This window comes from Flavobacterium sp. ENC, assembly GCF_020991415.1.
Lineage (GTDB): Bacteria > Bacteroidota > Bacteroidia > Flavobacteriales > Flavobacteriaceae > Flavobacterium.
Genome location: NZ_JAJMOY010000004.1, coordinates 116,588 through 134,099, shown reverse-complemented (window position 1 = coordinate 134,099; position 17,512 = coordinate 116,588). Strand labels below are relative to the sequence as shown.

Sequence of the window (17,512 nt, the reverse complement as noted above, 5' to 3'; positions counted from 1 at the left end):
TAAAAATTTGAATTGAATTGCCTCCAGCTTTAGCTGGAGGTAAAATGAGTTTCTTTGATGGCTTTAGCCAAATTAAACTGTAGATTTGAATCCCTTTTTGTAAATTAGGCTAAAACCAGTGCACCAGCTTTATTATAACCTCCAGCTAAAGCTGGAGGCAATTTATTTTTATAGAACACTGATAACTAAACATTATATCATCAAAAAGAAAAAAAATGTTTCCTAACCTGAAACAGCTAAATAAAAATTTGAATTGAATTGCCTCCAGCTTTAGCTGGAGGTAAAAATGAATTCCTCTGAAGGCTTTAGCCAAATTACAGATTTGAACCTCTTTTCGAAAATTTGGCTAAAGCCAGTGCACCAGCTTTATTATAACCTCCAGCTAAAGCTGGAGGCAATTTATTTTATAGAACACTGATAACTAAACATTATATCCCAAAAAAAATAGTTGTAAAATGAATTTACACAACCGAAAAAGTTTCTTTTTTTTCAAAATCAGCAACTTTTATCTGTGATTCATCAAAACTGTAATTTTTTAATACCAAAATCATCGATTTGATAATTAAACGAGTTCGAAATAACAATCTGATAATTTCGGTAATTCTTGGTAAAACTATACCGTTTTCGCAGTGATTTTATTATATTTGCTCCGCTCATTCTGAGCCGAATATACCTTTTACATCACCATCCCTTGGCGATACGATTATAAAAAAAAAAAAAAATGACACAGAATTCAAAGATTTTTTACACCTTAACTGATGAGGCGCCATTATTAGCGACCTATTCTTTGTTACCAATTGTTCAGGCTTTTACTGCTACTGCCGGTATCGCTATTGAAACCAGAGATATCTCTTTGGCAGGCAGAATTTTATCTAACTTTCCTGAAGTCCTTACAGATGCTCAGAAAACGGGAGATGCATTGGCAGAATTGGGTCAGTTAGCGACGCAACCGGAAGCTAACATCATTAAGTTACCAAACATTTCAGCATCAGTACCACAATTAAAGGCTGCTATTACTGAATTGCAATCGCACGGATACAACATCCCGAATTTCCCGGAAGATCCACAAAACGATGCTGAAAAAGAAATCAAAGCAAAATACGCCAAGGTTTTAGGTTCTGCCGTTAATCCGGTTTTACGTGAAGGAAACTCAGATCGTAGAGCTCCAAGAGCGGTTAAGAATTTTGCTAAAGCAAATCCACACTCGATGGGTGCCTGGTCTGCTGATTCCAAAACTAAAGTAGCTTCAATGCCAAACGGTGATTTCTACGGAAGTGAAAAATCACTTACTGTTGCAGAGGCTGATGATGTAAAAATCGAATTCGTGGCCAAAGACGGTACTACAACTGTTTTAAAAGCAAGTACTCCTCTAAAAGCCGGTGAAATTATCGACAGCTCTGTTTTGAGTGTAAAAAAATTAAAATCTTTTGCTGCTGAAGCTATCGCTGATGCAAAAAAAGAAGGACTTTTACTTTCTGTACACTTAAAAGCTACTATGATGAAAGTTTCAGATCCAATTATCTTTGGCGCTATCGTTGAAGTTTATTTTGCTGATCTTTTCAAAAAATATGAAACTTTATTCACTGAATTAAATATTGATACCCGTAATGGTTTAGGTGATATCTATGCAAAAATTGCAGGAAGACCGGAACAGGCTGAAGTTGAAGCTGACATTACAAAAGCAATCGAAAACGGACCGGCTTTGGCAATGGTAAATTCTGATAAAGGAATTACTAACTTACACGTTCCGTCTGATGTTATTGTTGACGCTTCTATGCCGGCAATGATTCGTACTTCGGGACAGATGTACAACAAAGAAGGAAAACAACAAGATACTATCGCTGTTATCCCGGATCGTGCCTATTCTGGTATTTATACTGCAACTATAGATTTCTGTAAAAAACACGGTGCTTTTGACCCTAAAACAATGGGAAGTGTTCCTAACGTAGGTTTAATGGCCCAAAAAGCAGAAGAATACGGATCTCACGACAAAACTTTCCAAATGAGTGCTGACGGAGTTGTTCGTGTAGTAGACAATCAAGGAACTGTTTTAATGGAGCAGAACGTTGAAGCCAACGACATTTTCAGAATGTGTCAGGCAAAAGACGCTCCGATTCAGGACTGGGTTAAACTGGCTGTAAACAGAGCACGTTTATCTGATACTCCTGCTGTTTTCTGGTTAGACGAAAACAGAGCACACGATAGAGAATTAATCGTAAAAGTTCAAAAATACCTTAAAGATTACAATACTGTAAACTTAGATATCCGTATTTTAAACCCTGTTGCTGCCACTGAATTTACTTTAGACAGAATCATTAAAGGTTTAGACACTATCTCTGTAACAGGAAACGTTTTACGTGATTACCTGACTGATTTATTCCCGATTTTAGAATTAGGAACTTCAGCTAAAATGCTTTCTATCGTTCCTTTGATGAATGGCGGTGGCTTGTTCGAAACCGGTGCTGGAGGTTCTGCTCCAAAACACGTAGAGCAATTTACAGAAGAAGGATATTTACGTTGGGATTCATTAGGAGAGTTTTTAGCGCTTGGTGCTTCTCTGGAGCATTTAGGACAAACTTTAGACAATTCTAAAGCTATTATCTTATCTGAAACTTTAGATCAGGCCAACGATAAATTCCTGGCAAATGACAAATCTCCGGCTCGTAAAGTAGGACAGATTGACAACCGTGGTTCTCATTTCTACCTTGCTTTCTATTGGGCTCAGGCTTTGGCTGCCCAAAATAAAGATGCTGAATTAAAAGCTATTTTTACTCCGATCGCTGCTCAGTTTGAAGCGAACGAATCTAAAATTAACGAGGAATTAATCGGAGCTCAGGGAAAACCACAAACTCTTGGCGGTTACTATCAGCCAACTCCTGAGTTAGTGAGCAAAGCAATGCGCCCTAGTGCGACATTCAATGCAATTCTTGCTGAAATTAAATAATACACCAGTATTTTCTACTTCTATATCCAAGGCAGCCCTCATCGGCTGCCTTTTTTTCTTAACTAATGTTTAACAATCGTTCCGCGGTAATATTTCGTAAGAATTCCTAACTATGTAATTCAAAACCAATACAATGATTTCAAAAAATAGTTTCATATTTCTTATCATTATCCTATTTTCACTTACCTCATTTTCCCAGGAAAAATTCACATTAAGCGGCACTATTACGGACCATAAAAACAACGAAACCTTAATTGGCGTCAACATTTATGTTCCGGCATTAAAAATAGGAACTACCACAAACGAATATGGTTTTTATTCGTTAACTATTCCTGCCGGGGAACAACAAATTGAAATCAGTTATGTGGGTTACCAGTCCATTCAGGAAACAATTCTTTTAAATCAAAATACCAAAAATAATTTCTCCCTGAATGAAGGCGGAGAAGAACTTCAGGAGGTGGTCATTACCGATAACAAAGCAAAAACCAATATCAAGTCTCCTGAAATGAGTACCAACAAACTTTCTATTGCTACCATCAAAAAAATGCCGGTGGTGTTGGGCGAAGTCGACGTTTTAAAATCTATCTTGTTATTACCCGGTGTGACGAATGCGGGTGAAGGCGCTTCCGGATTTAATGTCCGTGGCGGCGGTGCCGATCAGAATTTGATTTTACTGGATGAAGCGACTATATTTAATTCTTCCCACGTATTTGGTTTTTTCTCGGTTTTTAATCCGGATGCCATTAAAGATTTAAAATTGTATAAAGGCGGGATTCCTGCCCGTTACGGAGGAAGAGCATCCTCTGTTTTGGATATTTACCAGAAAGACGGAAGCAGCAAAGATTTTCATATGAATGGCGGAATCGGATTAATCTCCAGCCGTCTTCTGGCCGAAGGACCACTCGTAAAAGACAAAGGTTCCTTTTTAATTGGAGGGAGAGCTTCCTACGCCCATTTATTTTTAAAATTATCAGAGGACAACAAAGATAATGCGGCCTATTTTTATGATTTAAACACCAAATTAAGTTATAAGGTAAACGACAATAACAGTTTATACCTGTCCGGCTATTTTGGCCGGGATGTTTTCAGTATCAACAAAAGTTTTTCCAATACTTACGGAAATGCCACACTGAACCTGCGCTGGAATCATTTGTATTCTGATAAATTATTCTCCAATTTATCGCTGATTTACAGCGACTACTATTATGGACTGGATCTGGATTTCGTGGGTTTCAAATGGGATTCGGGAATTAAAAATTACAATATTAAATACGATTTCAAACATTATATTTCAGACAAATTCAAACTCAATTACGGGGTAAGCGGTATTTATTACGAATTCAATCCGGGAACGATTAAGCCAACCGGAGAAGTTTCCGGAATTAATCCGGATCAGTTAGATAAAAAATATGCTTTTGAGCCTTCTGTCTATCTCGATGCCGAAAGTCAGCTTTCTAAAAAAATAACCGTTGCCTACGGACTGCGCTATAGTTTATTTTATCGTCTGGGTTCTTCCACGGTTAATTATTATGCGAATAACAATCCTGTTGTTTTTAATAGCAACACAGCCATTTACGAAAAAGGCAAGCCGACTTCAACAGCTTATTTTGGCAAAAACAAAGTAATTCAGGATTACAATAATTTAGAACCGAGATTTGCTGTTTCCTATCAGTTAAATGATGATCAGTCTTTCAAAGCAAGTTATAACAGGATGGCACAATACCTTCAGTTAATTTCGAATACCTCATCACCTACTCCTCTGGACGTCTGGATGCCGAGTGACAAATACATAAAACCCCAGATCGCAGATCAGGTCGCACTGGGTTATTTCAGAAACCTCAATAACGGGGCTTATTCGCTTGAAGTGGAAACGTATTACAAGGAAATTCAAAACAGACTGGACTATATTAACGGTGCCGATTTAATTGCCAACGATGCTATCGAACAGGTACTTCTAAACGGACAAATGAGAGCCTACGGATTAGAAATTATGTTTAAGAAAAACGAAGGTAAATTTAACGGCTGGATTTCATACACCCTCTCAAAATCAGAACAGCAAACTCCCGGAAGAGCTCCTGAAGAAACCGGAATCAACAACGGGCAATGGTACAGTTCTGCTTATGATAAAACACATAATTTAGCCATTACATCTGCTTACAATTTAAACGACAAATGGTCCTTTGGCGCTAATTTCGCCTTGCAGTCAGGACAACCGGTCACCTATCCGAATTCGCAATATGAATATTTGGGAATCAAAGTTCCCAACTACGGATTAAGGAATGAAGACCGCCTTCCGGCCTATCATCATCTGGATGTCTCCGCTACTTTGACTTCAAGAAAAAACAAAAACAGAAATTGGAAAGGCGAATGGGTTTTCAGCATTTACAATTTGTACAATCGCCAAAATGCCGCTTCGATAAATTTCAGGCAAAATGTGGATAGCGGAGCAAATGAAGCCGTGCAGACCTCCATTTTCGGAATTGTACCGGCCGTTAGTTATAATTTTAAATTTTAAAAAATTCTTCCGTAAAAAGAAAACAAAAAATATAGCATGAAAAAAGCAACCTTATTAATCGCGTTTTTTATATCCCTATTCTTTACAAGTTGTGAAGAAGTAGTCGATGTCGATCTGGATACTGCTCCTCCTAAATTGGTTATTGAAGCAGCAATCAACTGGCGAAAAGGAACAAATGGTGCACAGCAATCCATTAAATTAACTACCACAACGGGTTATTTTGAAAATCAGATTCCGGTTGTTTCAGGTGCAGTTGTTTTTATAAAAAACAGCCAGAACGAACAATTCAATTTTACTGAGGTTTCCAAAACCGGACGTTACGTCTGCAATAATTTCAAACCTGTAATCAATGCACAATATACATTGACTGTAGTGACAAACGGCCTAACCTATACGGCAAGTGAAACCATGAAATCCGTAGCGCCTATTACCCGCATCGAACAAAACAACGAAGGCGGTTTTACCGGAAAAGACATTGAAGTCAAAGCGTTTTATAATGATCCGGGAAATGAAGATAATTTCTATTTATTCAAATATACCTATTCCAGTAAAGTGACTTCTACCTTTTATGCCTCTGAGGATAAATTTTATCAGGGAAACGAAATTTACAGCAGCTCCGATGATGAAGACTTAAAAGCAGGCGATCAGATTGAGATCATCCATTATGGCATTTCCGAGCAATATTACAATTATATGAACATCTTGGTAAGTATTGCCGGAAGCAATGTTGGAGGGCCATTTCAATCCCCTCCGGCGACCGTAAAAGGCAATATTATAAACAGTACTGATAAAGCCAATTATCCGCTGGGGTATTTTTCCCTTAGCGAAACTGATGTCAAAAAATATATCATAGAATAATACAAACAAAACAAAGTTATGTTAATCGAAACCTTAAAATCGCTTTTTGACCGCGATCTTACCAAATTGAAGCTGGAGATTGCGTCCTATCAAAATGAATCCCAAATCTGGGCAATCGACAAAAACATTTCGAATTCGGCCGGAAATCTTTGCCTGCACCTAATCGGCAACATCAATACGTACATTGGGGCAGAAATCGGAAAAACCGGTTATATCAGAAATCGTGAACTGGAATTTTCATTGAAAGATATTCCCAAAACCGAATTGATTCAAAAAATTGAGGACACTATTTTAGTAGTCCGCCAGTCACTTGATACAATGACCGATGCTGATCTGGACGCTGTTTATCCGTTAATTGTCTTCGAAAAAGAAATGACCACCGAATTTTTCCTGGTCCATCTTTCCACCCATTTAGCCTATCATTTAGGACAAATCACGTATCACAGAAGATTATTAGATTAGGCTTTCACGGACTAAGTTTACCGGATTCCATATCTTTGAATTCAAAATTAAATTAAATTAAAAAAATGTCTTCACACCATATTGTACGCGACGACCAGGAACCCGCTTTAATCATTGCCAACGGAGCCGCCTGCGATCCGGAATTATTAGGTCAGTTACTCGAATGGTCACCCTTGGTCATCGTTCTCGATTCGGCTATCGAAAGAGTTATTGATCTCGGGATAAAGGTTGACGTACTTCTGGGAGATTTCGATCATGGCTTTGATCCTGAAAGCTACAAAACAGCCCAATATCCGATTGAAATTGTGTATACACCGGACCAAAACAAAACCGATTTAGAGAAGGCTTTTGATTATTTGATTGATCGCAAAATTCCCGCTGCTAACGTGGTTTGGGCCACCGGAAGACGTGCCGATCATACCATAACAAATTTAACAAACATCGTTCGTTACCGAAATTTACTTAAAATTGTCATTCTCGACGATCATTCCAAAATATTTCTGCTGCCCCGTAAATTCGAAAAATGGTATACGGCCAAAACACCGATTTCATTAATTCCGATTGGAGTGGTAAACGGTATTTTTTCTACCAATTTAGAGTATCCGCTGGAAAATGATACGCTTACCATTGGCTACAGAACCGGCAGCAGTAATTCCGTTGCAAACGATGGTCTCGTAACCATTACACATACTGATGGCGATTTACTGCTGATGGAGTGTATGGATTAGTCATAATGGCTCTATCGTGATAGCGATAGTATTTGAAATTTGGATTTTTGGATTTTTGGAATTTGGAATTTGGAATTTGGAATTTAAAAAAATTGGATTTTCAATAACTCCATTCCTCCAAAAGGAATGACTATCTTTGCACGCAAATTCACAAAATGAAAACAATAGACAATTCCGAAAAAAACAGTTTACATCCCAGAAATCTGCATCGTTTCCGCTATGATTTCGAACTTCTTATTTCGAATTGTCCGGAATTAAAGAATCATGTCGCGATAAACGTTCATGGCATCGAAACTATTGACTTCAGTGATCCCAAAGCAGTAAAAATGCTGAATAAGGCATTATTACAAACCTATTATGACATTCAGGGCTGGGATATTCCGGCTAATTATCTTTGCCCGCCCATTCCCGGCCGTGCCGATTATATCCATTACCTGGCCGATTTATTAGCCGAAACCAACAACGGAATCATGCCTGAAGGATCTTCGGTTTTAGGTCTTGATATCGGAACAGGCGCTAATTGCATCTATCCGATATTAGGCAATGCGATTTACGACTGGAATTTCGTAGGGACAGATATTGATCTGAAAGCAATTGAAAACTGCAGCAAAATCATTGAAGCCAATCCGAAACTAATCGATGCGATCAGTCTGCAGCAGCAAACCGAAGCACGTTTTATTTTCAAAAACATCATAACACCCGAAGATCGTTTTACGTTTACCATTTGTAATCCGCCTTTTCATGCCTCAGCTGAAGATGCCAATCAAAGTACGGTAAGAAAAGTTTCCAACCTGAATCCGAAAGAAAAGAAAAAAACAAATCCTGTTTTAAACTTCGGAGGCCACAATGCTGAATTGTGGTGCGACGGTGGCGAAATTGGTTTTGTAACGCAAATGATTTACGAAAGCGCCAAATACCCAATGCAGTGTTTGTGGTTTACTACCCTGGTTTCCAAAAGGGAGAATCTTTCGAGTATTTATAAAACCTTAAACAAAGTAAATGCTGCTTCGATCAAAACAATAGACATGGCGCAGGGCCAAAAAACAAGCCGCATTGTAGCCTGGACGTTCTTAACGGAAGCCCAGCAGAAAACCTGGAAAATTTAAATTAACTCGTTGGAGTTATTTAAAATTGCTGTCAGGCTGAGCGAAGCCGAAATCCTTTCATATAACAAGCTTTCGAGTTCGCTCAGGATGAAATTCATTACAAAAAACAAGAGTTTCAGTGAATTATATCCGACACTTTAAATTGTCACATTTTTAAACTGCACAACATTGTAATTTTGATACTTTAAATTAAAATTCTAATACTAATTGAGACTCCTTTCGAAGTACCTTTAGTCTAAATTGAATTTTATGAATATTTCAAAACTACTCTCCAGGTTACTGTTTTTTCTTGTGCTGGCTGGCTGTTCTTCAACAAAACAGGCAAAATTTGACGATTACATTTTTCAAACCAGAAAAGACAGAAATGCCTACATTACTACCTACGACAAGTCCCTGAAACTGTGGGGTATTCCGTATACAGAAGAAAATATAAAAACCTCCTACGGCACAGCCCATGTGGTAATGGCCGGGCCAAAAAACGGTAAAGACCTGGTTTTGCTTCACGGTATGGATGCCAGTTCTACAATGTGGTATCCCAATATTAAAGCTTTAGCCAAAACCTACCGCGTTTACGCCATTGACTTTCTGATGGAACCCGGAAAATCAACGATGACCTCAAAACCGCTTTCATCAGAAGAAATTGCCATTTGGTACAACGAAATATTCAAGTATTATAAATTAAAAAACTTTGATATTATAGGCGCTTCAAGAGGGGGCTGGATTGCGACTTTACTGGCAACTCAAAAGCAGAATTCAATTGACAAAGTCGTTTTACTGAGTCCGGCGCAGACCTTTAAATTTATCGATAAAGTCGGAAAAACCTCTTCTGCTTTGATGCTTAAACTGTTTCCGAGTGAAAAGAAATTCGGAAAAACATTAAAAACTTTTGCTACCCATCCTGAAAAAATTAGTCCGGTTTATAGAAGGCAATTTTATCTGGCCAACAAATATGCAAAATCGAATTCGAGCATGCTTAAAATGCATCCTTTTTCAGACGATGAACTACAGTCCATTTCAAATCCGGTTTTAGTTTTAATTGGCGATACGGATGTCATTAATTCTCAGGAAAGCCTGGAAAGAGCGCAAAAATACTTAGTCAACGGTAAAACAAAAACAATAAAAGATGCGGGGCATTTTTTGACCATAGATCAACCCAAAATTGTAAACGATGCGATTATTGACTTTTTGAAATAGTCTGAATTTTTAATTTCAACTCACTATTTTATAGGATTCAAACTTTGTATCTTTACAAAACTAAAATTTTCATCCCTCAAAAATGGAGTTTCAAGTTTCCTCAGATTATAGTCCAAAAGGCGATCAGCCGCAAGCCATTCAAAAATTAGCGCAAGGAGTTGTTGATGGCGAAAAATACCAAACCTTACTGGGTGTAACGGGTTCCGGTAAAACATTTACGGTAGCCAATGTTATTCAGGAAGTGCAGAAACCAACTTTGGTTTTGGCGCACAACAAGACTTTGGCGGCACAGCTGTACTCGGAGTTCAAACAGTTTTTTCCGAATAATGCGGTGGAATATTTTGTGTCGTATTACGACTATTATCAACCGGAAGCTTTTATGCCGGTAACAGGGGTTTTCATCGAAAAAGATTTATCGATCAATGAAGAACTTGAAAAGATGCGTTTAAGCACTACTTCTTCCCTGCTTTCCGGTCGCCGTGACATTTTGGTGGTTGCTTCTGTTTCCTGTTTGTATGGTATCGGAAATCCGGTAGAGTTTCAGAAAAACGTAATCGCCATAGAAAAAGATCAGGTCATTTCACGCACCAAATTATTGCACAGTCTGGTACAAAGTTTATATGCGAGAACAGAAGCTGATTTTACACCCGGAACTTTCAGAATAAAAGGTGACACCGTTGAAGTATATCCAAGTTATGCTGACGATGCTTTCAGGATTCACTTTTTTGGCGATGAAATTGAAGAAATAGAATCTTTTGACGCCAAGACTTCGCAGGTCATTGAGAAATTCAAAAAACTGACCATTTATCCCGCCAATATGTTCGTGACTTCCCCGGAAGTCTTACAGGGTGCCATCTGGGAAATCCAGCAGGATCTGGTCAAACAAGTTGATTATTTTAAAGAAACAGGCAAACATCTGGAAGCAAAACGTCTGGAAGAACGTACCAATTTTGACTTAGAAATGATTCGTGAACTGGGGTATTGCTCCGGAATCGAGAATTACTCAAGATACCTTGACGGAAGATTACCCGGTACAAGGCCTTTCTGTCTTTTAGATTATTTTCCTAAAGATTATTTGATGGTCGTTGACGAAAGTCACGTAACCGTTTCGCAGGTTCACGCTATGTACGGAGGTGACCGCAGCCGAAAAGAAAACCTGGTAGAATACGGGTTCCGTTTGCCCGCCGCAATGGACAACAGACCATTGAAATTTGAAGAATTTGAAGCGCTGCAAAATCAGGTGATTTATGTATCTGCAACACCGGCCGATTATGAATTAGAAAAAACAGACGGTGTTTACGTCGAACAGGTGATTCGCCCGACGGGATTGCTGGACCCGATTATAGAAATCCGTCCGAGTTTAAATCAGATTGATGATTTAATCGAAGAAATCCAGGTTCGGTGTGAATTAGACGAAAGGGTTCTGGTGACTACGTTGACCAAAAGAATGGCCGAAGAATTAGCCAAGTATTTAACCAAAGTAAGTATCCGTTGCCGTTATATTCATTCTGATGTCGATACCTTAGAACGTATTGAAATCATGCAGGATTTACGAAAAGGTATTTTTGATGTTTTAATTGGTGTAAATTTACTTCGTGAAGGTTTGGATTTACCGGAGGTTTCGCTTGTTGCAATTCTTGATGCCGATAAGGAAGGTTTTCTTCGAAGCCACAGGTCGCTGACACAAACCATTGGTCGTGCAGCGAGAAATCTTAACGGTAAAGCTATTATGTATGCCGACAAAATTACGGCCAGCATGCAGAAAACAATTGACGAAACGAATTACAGAAGAACTAAACAGATCAATTACAATACCGAACACAATATTACACCGCAGGCCTTAAACAAAAAAATCGAAAGTGCCTTTACCAAAAATCCATTGGTCGAATACGAACTGGGACATACTTTGACAGCTGCTGCCGAACCGGACACCAAATACATGTCCAAGCCGGATCTGGAGAAAATGATACGTGAAAAACGAAAATCAATGGAAAAAGCAGCTAAGGATTTAGACTTTTTACAGGCTGCAAAATTGCGTGATGATATTAAAAAACTACAGGAACAATTGCCTTAAAAACATCATTTTAAAATAATTGAATAAAAAACAAAGAGGAATTTATTCTTAAATTTATCTGTGAAATATTTTATAAAGAATTTCAAATTCATTAGTTTTAAAAAAATTTAAAACTCTGAAATGAAGCATTCTTTACTCCTTTTTATTTTTTTTGTTTTTAGCTGCCACGCCATAGCACAATCTGATAACAACGATTTTTGGAATAAAGAAATAGAAAATTCTTCAGACATTATAAAGCCTTATATACTTTCTACTCATCCATTTGGAATTTACATTTCCAGATTAAATCACAATTTTAATGTTCGGTCTCCTGATAAATATTTTTTTTCATTTGAGGTTTCAAGTGGAAATATTGTTCTTCCTTATGTAAAATCATACGAACTAACAGATCCAAACGATCAAAAAACAGCCGAAAATTTACCGTGGCATGATCGTGAATATTCATTTGATTTAAATAAAGTTCCTTCTAAAATTAAAGAATTTGCAGCAGACGGAGTTATTCGATCGTATCGATTCACTTTTACATTGCCTATTACGGTTCACCACGAACTCAATTTCAGTTTGCGTGCTAATTCTCTTGATGGTGGAAAATATCCTTATTCTATTTTTACTTCAGATGAAACAATCGAATGGTTTCATCGCAATATTGCCGGTGGAAAAGATCCGTTTTCGAGACAATATTATGGTCTAAATAAAGCTGGAATATCCTATAAAGATGAAAACGGTAAAGTTTTGACAATGAATAATGGTAATTTTACGATTCCCGGAATTGATATCAATTACAACTATTATCCTAAATTAGAGATGAATGAAAAACATTATATTTATCTAAATTTTGGTGCTCAGCTTGGTATTAATACTTCTCGATATAATGCTGTTGCTGATTTTGGAATTTCTTCTTCTATTCTAAAAAAAATGATTATCAAAGATAAAAACATTCTAAGTTTTGGTGCCAGTGGAGGAATTTTACGTCAGCATTTTGTAGAATACGGAGATCGGGTAAATATAAGCAATCAGGATTTTTTATACAGCTTTGAAGGCCTTGTTCATTACAAAATAAAACTCAAAAACAAGAACCATCTTTCGTATGGCATTAATTATAATTTTCAAACTTCCTATTTTAAAAAGAAAGATATCGATCATATTGTGCTAACGGGAGAAAGAATAAATACACATTGGCAAAAAACGATATCTCATTTGTATGACAATTTAGAAGGATGGAATTTTATCTGTACGTACTCAACAAGAAAATTTTCTTATTTTGTCTATTTCAGAGAAGATTTAAATTTAGATAATGCTCCCGATTTTCAAACAGGAATAGGATTAAAAATGGTTATAAAAAAAAAAGATTAATCTGAGTTATACTACGCCAATTAATTGTGTTGTTCCTGAAAAACTTTCAACAATAATTTAGCGTTAATCATCGCATTCGGTGCTTTGTGCATCAGATCCAAAATCCGTTTGGTGGCGTTTGGGTTCAATCCCATTTCTATTGCGATTTGACGGATCGCTTTGGCTTCTTTTTCATGCAGGATACCATCACAATGCATGATCAAAGCCAGTCTGTAGAATTGCTGAATGCGCTGAAATTCGGATTTTATCTTTATCGGAACACTTTCCTGATGAAATAAATCCTGGAAATCTTTCTTCTCAATATTCAATTCCCGGGCTACCAGCCATAAAAATTCCAATTCCCTTTTATGCAGCTGACCATCGACTGTTGAGAAAGCAATCATTTCTAAAAGTAAACTTCTCTTTTGTGCTTCGGTATCCATCAATTTATTATTTTTAGCTAAAATATTGTTTTTAAATCTAAAACACAATAGAGCATATGAATCGGGTATTCTTCTTTTTTATCTTTTCATTCCTAATCTTTAGCGGAAGGGCTCAGGAAAGTACCGCCTCCAAAAACGTTTCTACTTTTACGATGGAAGCCCCGCAACTGAAAACCACAAAAAAAATCTGGGTTTACTTACCCGAAAATTATAGCGCTTCAGACCAAAGATATTCCGTGATTTACATGCACGACGCGCAGAATTTGTTTGATGCCAAAACTTCTTACGTGGGCGAATGGAATGTTGACGAAAAACTGGACAGCCTAAAAGCAAAGGTAATTGTTGTCGGAATAGCGCATGGAAACGAAAAACGAATCGACGAATTAACACCCTTCAAAAATGAAAAATACGGTGGCGGAAATGCGGATAATTATCTCGATTTTATCGTAAAGACAGTAAAACCATACATAGATAAAAACTACAGGACCAAAACAAAAGCCAAAAACACCCTTATCATGGGCAGCTCACTTGGCGGACTGGTGTCGTATTATGCCATTTTAAAATATCCGGAAGTTTTTGGCAAAGCCGCTGTGTTTTCCCCTTCTTTCTGGTTCTCGAAAGACATTTACACCTTAACGGAAAAAACGCCCAAAATTAAGACCAAAATTTACTTTTTATGCGGTGACAAAGAAGATGAGAACATGGTACAGGATATGACCAAAATGGAACGTTTATTAGATACAAAACGTTGTTACTGCCTTCACCTTACTAAATCGAAAATTGTAAAAGGCGGGGAACATAATGAAAAACTCTGGCGTGACAGCTTTGTTGGCGCACTTTCATGGCTGAAATATTAAATTAAAACAAGACATTATGGAATTGATATTAAGAGATTACAATCTGAAATTAAAACACACCTTTACCATTTCCAGAGAATCCATTGATTTTCAGCCTTCGTTGATTGTTGAACTCAAAAGTGATGGTTTTTCCGGTTTTGGAGAAGCCACCTCCAATCCGTATTATAAAACAACGGTTCCGGTCATGATGCAGGATTTAGAAGCCATCAGAAATCTTATTGAAAGTACCGAAAATGAAACTCCTGAAGCTTTCTGGGCCAAAATATATCCTTTCTTACAACACGACATGTTTGCTTTATGTGCTTTGGATATGGCTTATAACGATTGGTATGCCCGCAAAAAAGGTAAAAAACTATATGAATTATGGGGCTATTCTCCCGATAAAAATCCAATGACCGATTATACTATCGGAATTGCTTCGATCGAAAAAATGGTCTCCAAAATGCAGGAACTGCCGTGGCCGATTTATAAAATTAAACTGGGAACCCAGGAAGACATTGCCATTGTAAAGGAATTACGAAAACATACGGATGCCATTTTCAGAATCGATGCCAATTGTGGCTGGGGAGTTGAAGAAACCATTAACAATGCCGTTGAATTAAAAAAATTAGGGGTTGAGTTTCTGGAACAACCTATGAGAGCAGACGACTGGGAAGCCCACAAAGAAGTCTACAAACATTCCGTTTTGCCTGTTATTGCAGATGAAAGCTGTATTATCGAAGAAGATGTAGCAAAATGCCATAACTATTTTCATGGTGTAAATGTCAAATTGGTCAAGTGCGGCGGACTGACTCCGGGAAAACGCATGATTGAAGAAGCTAAAAAACTTGGATTGAAAACCATGGTGGGCTGTATGACCGAATCTACGGTGGGAATTTCGGCAATCGCCCATTTATTGCCACAACTGGATTATGTTGACATGGACGGCGCATTACTTTTGGCACAGGATATCGCAACCGGAGTAACAATAAAAAATGGAGTAATAAGCTATTCAGAACTAAACGGAACGGGTGTAACTTTAATTTAGCTGTAATGAATGTCAATCAATTTCCGGATCGTATTATCGAAATAGACCAGGAACAGTATTTGTATTTTGGCGGAACCGCTTATCTGGGTCTGTCCACAAATAAAGCTTTTCAGGAATTGGCTGTGAAAAATATCCTGAAATGGGGAACGACATATGGAAGTTCCAGAAATGCAAATGTAAAAGTTACAGCATATGAAAACGGAGAAACTTTTTTAGCAAATTATAGTAAAGCAGAAGCTGTAGTTACCGTTTCCTCCGGAATGTTAGCCGGAAAACTGGTAATCGACGAATTGAAAAAACAAACTGATACTTTTTTTCATTTTGATGATCTTCATACGGCGATTCAAACAAACAACAGTTTACCGGTTTTTATTGCCGGTAAAATAAATTCAAGATTACTGGACGACAAAGAAGAAAAAATTACAATCCTAACGGACGGAGTTCCTTCTTTTGAAACCAATCCGATTGATTTAAATATTTTGAGAGAAATTTCAAAAAACAAAGAAGTTACGCTTCTTATTGATGAATCACATTCGCTGGGGATTTTAGGCAAAAATGGCTGTGGAATTTATTCTGAAATCAATCTTCCGATAAAAAGAAAAATTATGGTTTCTTCTTTAGGCAAAGCTTTTGGCTTAACGGGAGGTGTAATTGCAAGCGATGCTTCTTTTATCGATCAAATAAAAAAAACAGAAATCTTCGGTTCTGCTGCCGGAATGAATCCTGCTTTCGTACAGACTTTGGCTGATGCTGCTGAAATATATCCCAAACAACATCAAAAATTAGTTGAGAATTTAAAGTATATCGATCAGAAATTGGTCAAAAATGACTCCATTAAATTTGATAAAAGTTATCCTTTACTCTATCTGAAAGACAAAAATGTTATTGATGTATTAAAAGAAAATAAGATCATAATCGCCAGTTTTAAATACAAACAAAACGCAGATAACCTCAATAGGATTGTAGTAACCGCCAATCATCTGCCGGAAGATTTAGATAAATTAATAAGTGTTTTAAACAGTAATAATACTCATTAAGAAAAATTAAAATACTTAGTCAATCTCACGCAAAGTGGCAAAGATGCCAAGGTTTGATTTTTTTTACTTTACGACTTCGCGACTTTGCGTAAAAATACCGATAGTCTTTGCTTTTAATTCTAAACCCAAATTGCCCTCTAATTGCTTTTAAAATGTACCTTTGTAAAAAATTAAACGATGACGAACAACGATATCCTAAAAAAACTGCGCGTGGCTTTGATGCTCCGTGACGACCAAATAGTTGAGATTTTAGAATTAGTAGATTTTAGAATTACAAAATCAGAATTAGGAGCTTTTTTCAGAGCCGAAGATCATGAAAATTATATGGAATGCGGTGATCAGGTTTTGCGTAACTTCCTGAATGGATTAGTAATTCATTTAAGAGGCACCAAAGAAAACCCTAAAAATCCGAATGATGTTTTAGCAAAGCATAAAGCTGAAATTCCAAAAAAAGATACCACTAAAGAAAGACCTGAGTTCAAAGCTGCTCCTAAAGATTCAGAAAGAGCTAGAGGCGATAAAGCACCTTCTAAAACTGGTCCTGCAGCTAAAAAGCCTTTCAAGAAAAACAACACAAAAACGGCGCCTAAAGTACAGGTGGTAGAAAAAGTGGTTTACAAAAACGGGAAGAATAAAAAATAATTTAACCGCAAAGGGCGCTACGATTTACGCAAAGTTCGCAAGGCTATTATTGATATAGCTTTGCGAACTTTGCTGTTAAAAAAGATCATAATTTTAAATATAACCCGCGGTTTCAACCAAGATTGTATCATATCACATTGTGTACCCGAGGTTGAAACCGCGGGCCATGTTCGCAAAAATTCGCAAATCCTTATGCAGATAGCTTTGCGAACTTTGCTGTTAAAAAAGATCATAATTTTAAATATAGCCCGTGGTTTCAACCGCAGGGATGTTCAGAGATGTGTTGTATCATA

General features: G+C 37.3%; 14 protein-coding genes. 13 read left to right on the top strand and 1 reads right to left on the bottom strand.

Going from position 1 to position 17,512, the window contains the following annotated elements; all coding sequences use genetic code 11:
• Window positions 1-721 precede the first annotated feature (721 nt).
• The 9 genes from LPB89_RS12035 to LPB89_RS11995 all read left to right on the top strand — a co-directional run bounded on the left by LPB89_RS12035 (window position 722) and on the right by LPB89_RS11995 (window position 13,234).
• Window positions 722-2,944, top strand: a complete 2,223-nt coding sequence (locus LPB89_RS12035) for an NADP-dependent isocitrate dehydrogenase (RefSeq protein WP_230702041.1) — start codon at window positions 722-724, stop codon at window positions 2,942-2,944.
• Window positions 2,945-3,077: 133 nt separating this feature from the next.
• Window positions 3,078-5,459 (top strand): TonB-dependent receptor, encoded by a 2,382-nt coding sequence (locus LPB89_RS12030; protein WP_230702040.1) that lies wholly within the window; start codon window positions 3,078-3,080, stop codon window positions 5,457-5,459.
• A gap of 36 nt (window positions 5,460-5,495) precedes the next feature.
• Window positions 5,496-6,317 (top strand): DUF4249 domain-containing protein, encoded by an 822-nt coding sequence (locus LPB89_RS12025; protein WP_230702039.1) that lies wholly within the window; start codon window positions 5,496-5,498, stop codon window positions 6,315-6,317.
• 18 nt (window positions 6,318-6,335) lie between these two features.
• Window positions 6,336-6,779 carry a DinB family protein gene (locus LPB89_RS12020; RefSeq protein WP_230702038.1) on the top strand — a complete coding sequence of 148 codons (444 nt, stop codon included), beginning with the start codon at window positions 6,336-6,338 and terminating at the stop codon, window positions 6,777-6,779.
• 65 nt (window positions 6,780-6,844) lie between these two features.
• Complete coding sequence (locus tag LPB89_RS12015; RefSeq protein WP_230702037.1) at window positions 6,845-7,507, top strand: thiamine diphosphokinase; 663 nt, start codon at window positions 6,845-6,847, stop codon at window positions 7,505-7,507.
• Window positions 7,508-7,662: 155 nt separating this feature from the next.
• Window positions 7,663-8,613, top strand: a complete 951-nt coding sequence (gene rlmF, locus LPB89_RS12010) for a 23S rRNA (adenine(1618)-N(6))-methyltransferase RlmF (RefSeq protein ID WP_230702036.1) — start codon at window positions 7,663-7,665, stop codon at window positions 8,611-8,613.
• Window positions 8,614-8,862: 249 nt separating this feature from the next.
• Entirely contained in the window at window positions 8,863-9,807 is a 945-nt protein-coding gene (locus LPB89_RS12005; protein ID WP_230702035.1) for an alpha/beta fold hydrolase, read from the top strand.
• An 82-nt stretch (window positions 9,808-9,889) separates the two neighbouring features.
• A complete protein-coding gene (gene uvrB, locus LPB89_RS12000) occupies window positions 9,890-11,881 on the top strand; it encodes an excinuclease ABC subunit UvrB (RefSeq protein WP_230702034.1) in 1,992 nt (663 codons plus the stop codon).
• A 120-nt stretch (window positions 11,882-12,001) separates the two neighbouring features.
• Window positions 12,002-13,234, top strand: a complete 1,233-nt coding sequence (locus LPB89_RS11995) for a hypothetical protein (RefSeq protein ID WP_230702033.1) — start codon at window positions 12,002-12,004, stop codon at window positions 13,232-13,234.
• 20 nt (window positions 13,235-13,254) lie between these two features.
• On the opposite strand, the gene LPB89_RS11990 is transcribed toward LPB89_RS11995, so the two are convergent.
• The gene (locus LPB89_RS11990) at window positions 13,255-13,656 is read right to left on the bottom strand and encodes a TerB family tellurite resistance protein (RefSeq protein ID WP_230702032.1); all 402 of its coding nucleotides are present in this window, start codon (window positions 13,654-13,656) and stop codon (window positions 13,255-13,257) included.
• Between the two features lie 56 nt (window positions 13,657-13,712).
• Here LPB89_RS11990 and LPB89_RS11985 point away from each other — a divergent pair, with 56 nt between their 5' ends.
• The 4 genes from LPB89_RS11985 to LPB89_RS11970 all read left to right on the top strand — a co-directional run bounded on the left by LPB89_RS11985 (window position 13,713) and on the right by LPB89_RS11970 (window position 17,219).
• Window positions 13,713-14,513 carry an alpha/beta hydrolase gene (locus LPB89_RS11985; protein ID WP_230702031.1) on the top strand — a complete coding sequence of 267 codons (801 nt, stop codon included), beginning with the start codon at window positions 13,713-13,715 and terminating at the stop codon, window positions 14,511-14,513.
• A 16-nt stretch (window positions 14,514-14,529) separates the two neighbouring features.
• On the top strand, window positions 14,530-15,540 hold the full coding sequence (locus LPB89_RS11980; RefSeq protein WP_230702030.1) for a dipeptide epimerase: 1,011 nt from the start codon (window positions 14,530-14,532) through the stop codon (window positions 15,538-15,540).
• 5 nt (window positions 15,541-15,545) lie between these two features.
• Window positions 15,546-16,577 carry an aminotransferase class I/II-fold pyridoxal phosphate-dependent enzyme gene (locus LPB89_RS11975; protein ID WP_230702029.1) on the top strand — a complete coding sequence of 344 codons (1,032 nt, stop codon included), beginning with the start codon at window positions 15,546-15,548 and terminating at the stop codon, window positions 16,575-16,577.
• Between the two features lie 177 nt (window positions 16,578-16,754).
• Window positions 16,755-17,219, top strand: coding sequence for a DUF1456 family protein (locus tag LPB89_RS11970; RefSeq protein WP_230702028.1), 465 nt, complete (start codon window positions 16,755-16,757; stop codon window positions 17,217-17,219).
• Window positions 17,220-17,512 lie beyond the last annotated feature (293 nt).

Coding starts and splice junctions, on each gene's coding strand:
- LPB89_RS12035 (WP_230702041.1), top strand. CDS start 722: ATGACACAGAATTCAAAGATTTTTTACACCTTAACTGATGAGGCGCCA.
- LPB89_RS12030 (WP_230702040.1), top strand. CDS start 3,078: ATGATTTCAAAAAATAGTTTCATATTTCTTATCATTATCCTATTTTCA.
- LPB89_RS12025 (WP_230702039.1), top strand. CDS start 5,496: ATGAAAAAAGCAACCTTATTAATCGCGTTTTTTATATCCCTATTCTTT.
- LPB89_RS12020 (WP_230702038.1), top strand. CDS start 6,336: ATGTTAATCGAAACCTTAAAATCGCTTTTTGACCGCGATCTTACCAAA.
- LPB89_RS12015 (WP_230702037.1), top strand. CDS start 6,845: ATGTCTTCACACCATATTGTACGCGACGACCAGGAACCCGCTTTAATC.
- rlmF (WP_230702036.1), top strand. CDS start 7,663: ATGAAAACAATAGACAATTCCGAAAAAAACAGTTTACATCCCAGAAAT.
- LPB89_RS12005 (WP_230702035.1), top strand. CDS start 8,863: ATGAATATTTCAAAACTACTCTCCAGGTTACTGTTTTTTCTTGTGCTG.
- uvrB (WP_230702034.1), top strand. CDS start 9,890: ATGGAGTTTCAAGTTTCCTCAGATTATAGTCCAAAAGGCGATCAGCCG.
- LPB89_RS11995 (WP_230702033.1), top strand. CDS start 12,002: ATGAAGCATTCTTTACTCCTTTTTATTTTTTTTGTTTTTAGCTGCCAC.
- LPB89_RS11990 (WP_230702032.1), bottom strand. CDS start 13,656: ATGGATACCGAAGCACAAAAGAGAAGTTTACTTTTAGAAATGATTGCT.
- LPB89_RS11985 (WP_230702031.1), top strand. CDS start 13,713: ATGAATCGGGTATTCTTCTTTTTTATCTTTTCATTCCTAATCTTTAGC.
- LPB89_RS11980 (WP_230702030.1), top strand. CDS start 14,530: ATGGAATTGATATTAAGAGATTACAATCTGAAATTAAAACACACCTTT.
- LPB89_RS11975 (WP_230702029.1), top strand. CDS start 15,546: ATGAATGTCAATCAATTTCCGGATCGTATTATCGAAATAGACCAGGAA.
- LPB89_RS11970 (WP_230702028.1), top strand. CDS start 16,755: ATGACGAACAACGATATCCTAAAAAAACTGCGCGTGGCTTTGATGCTC.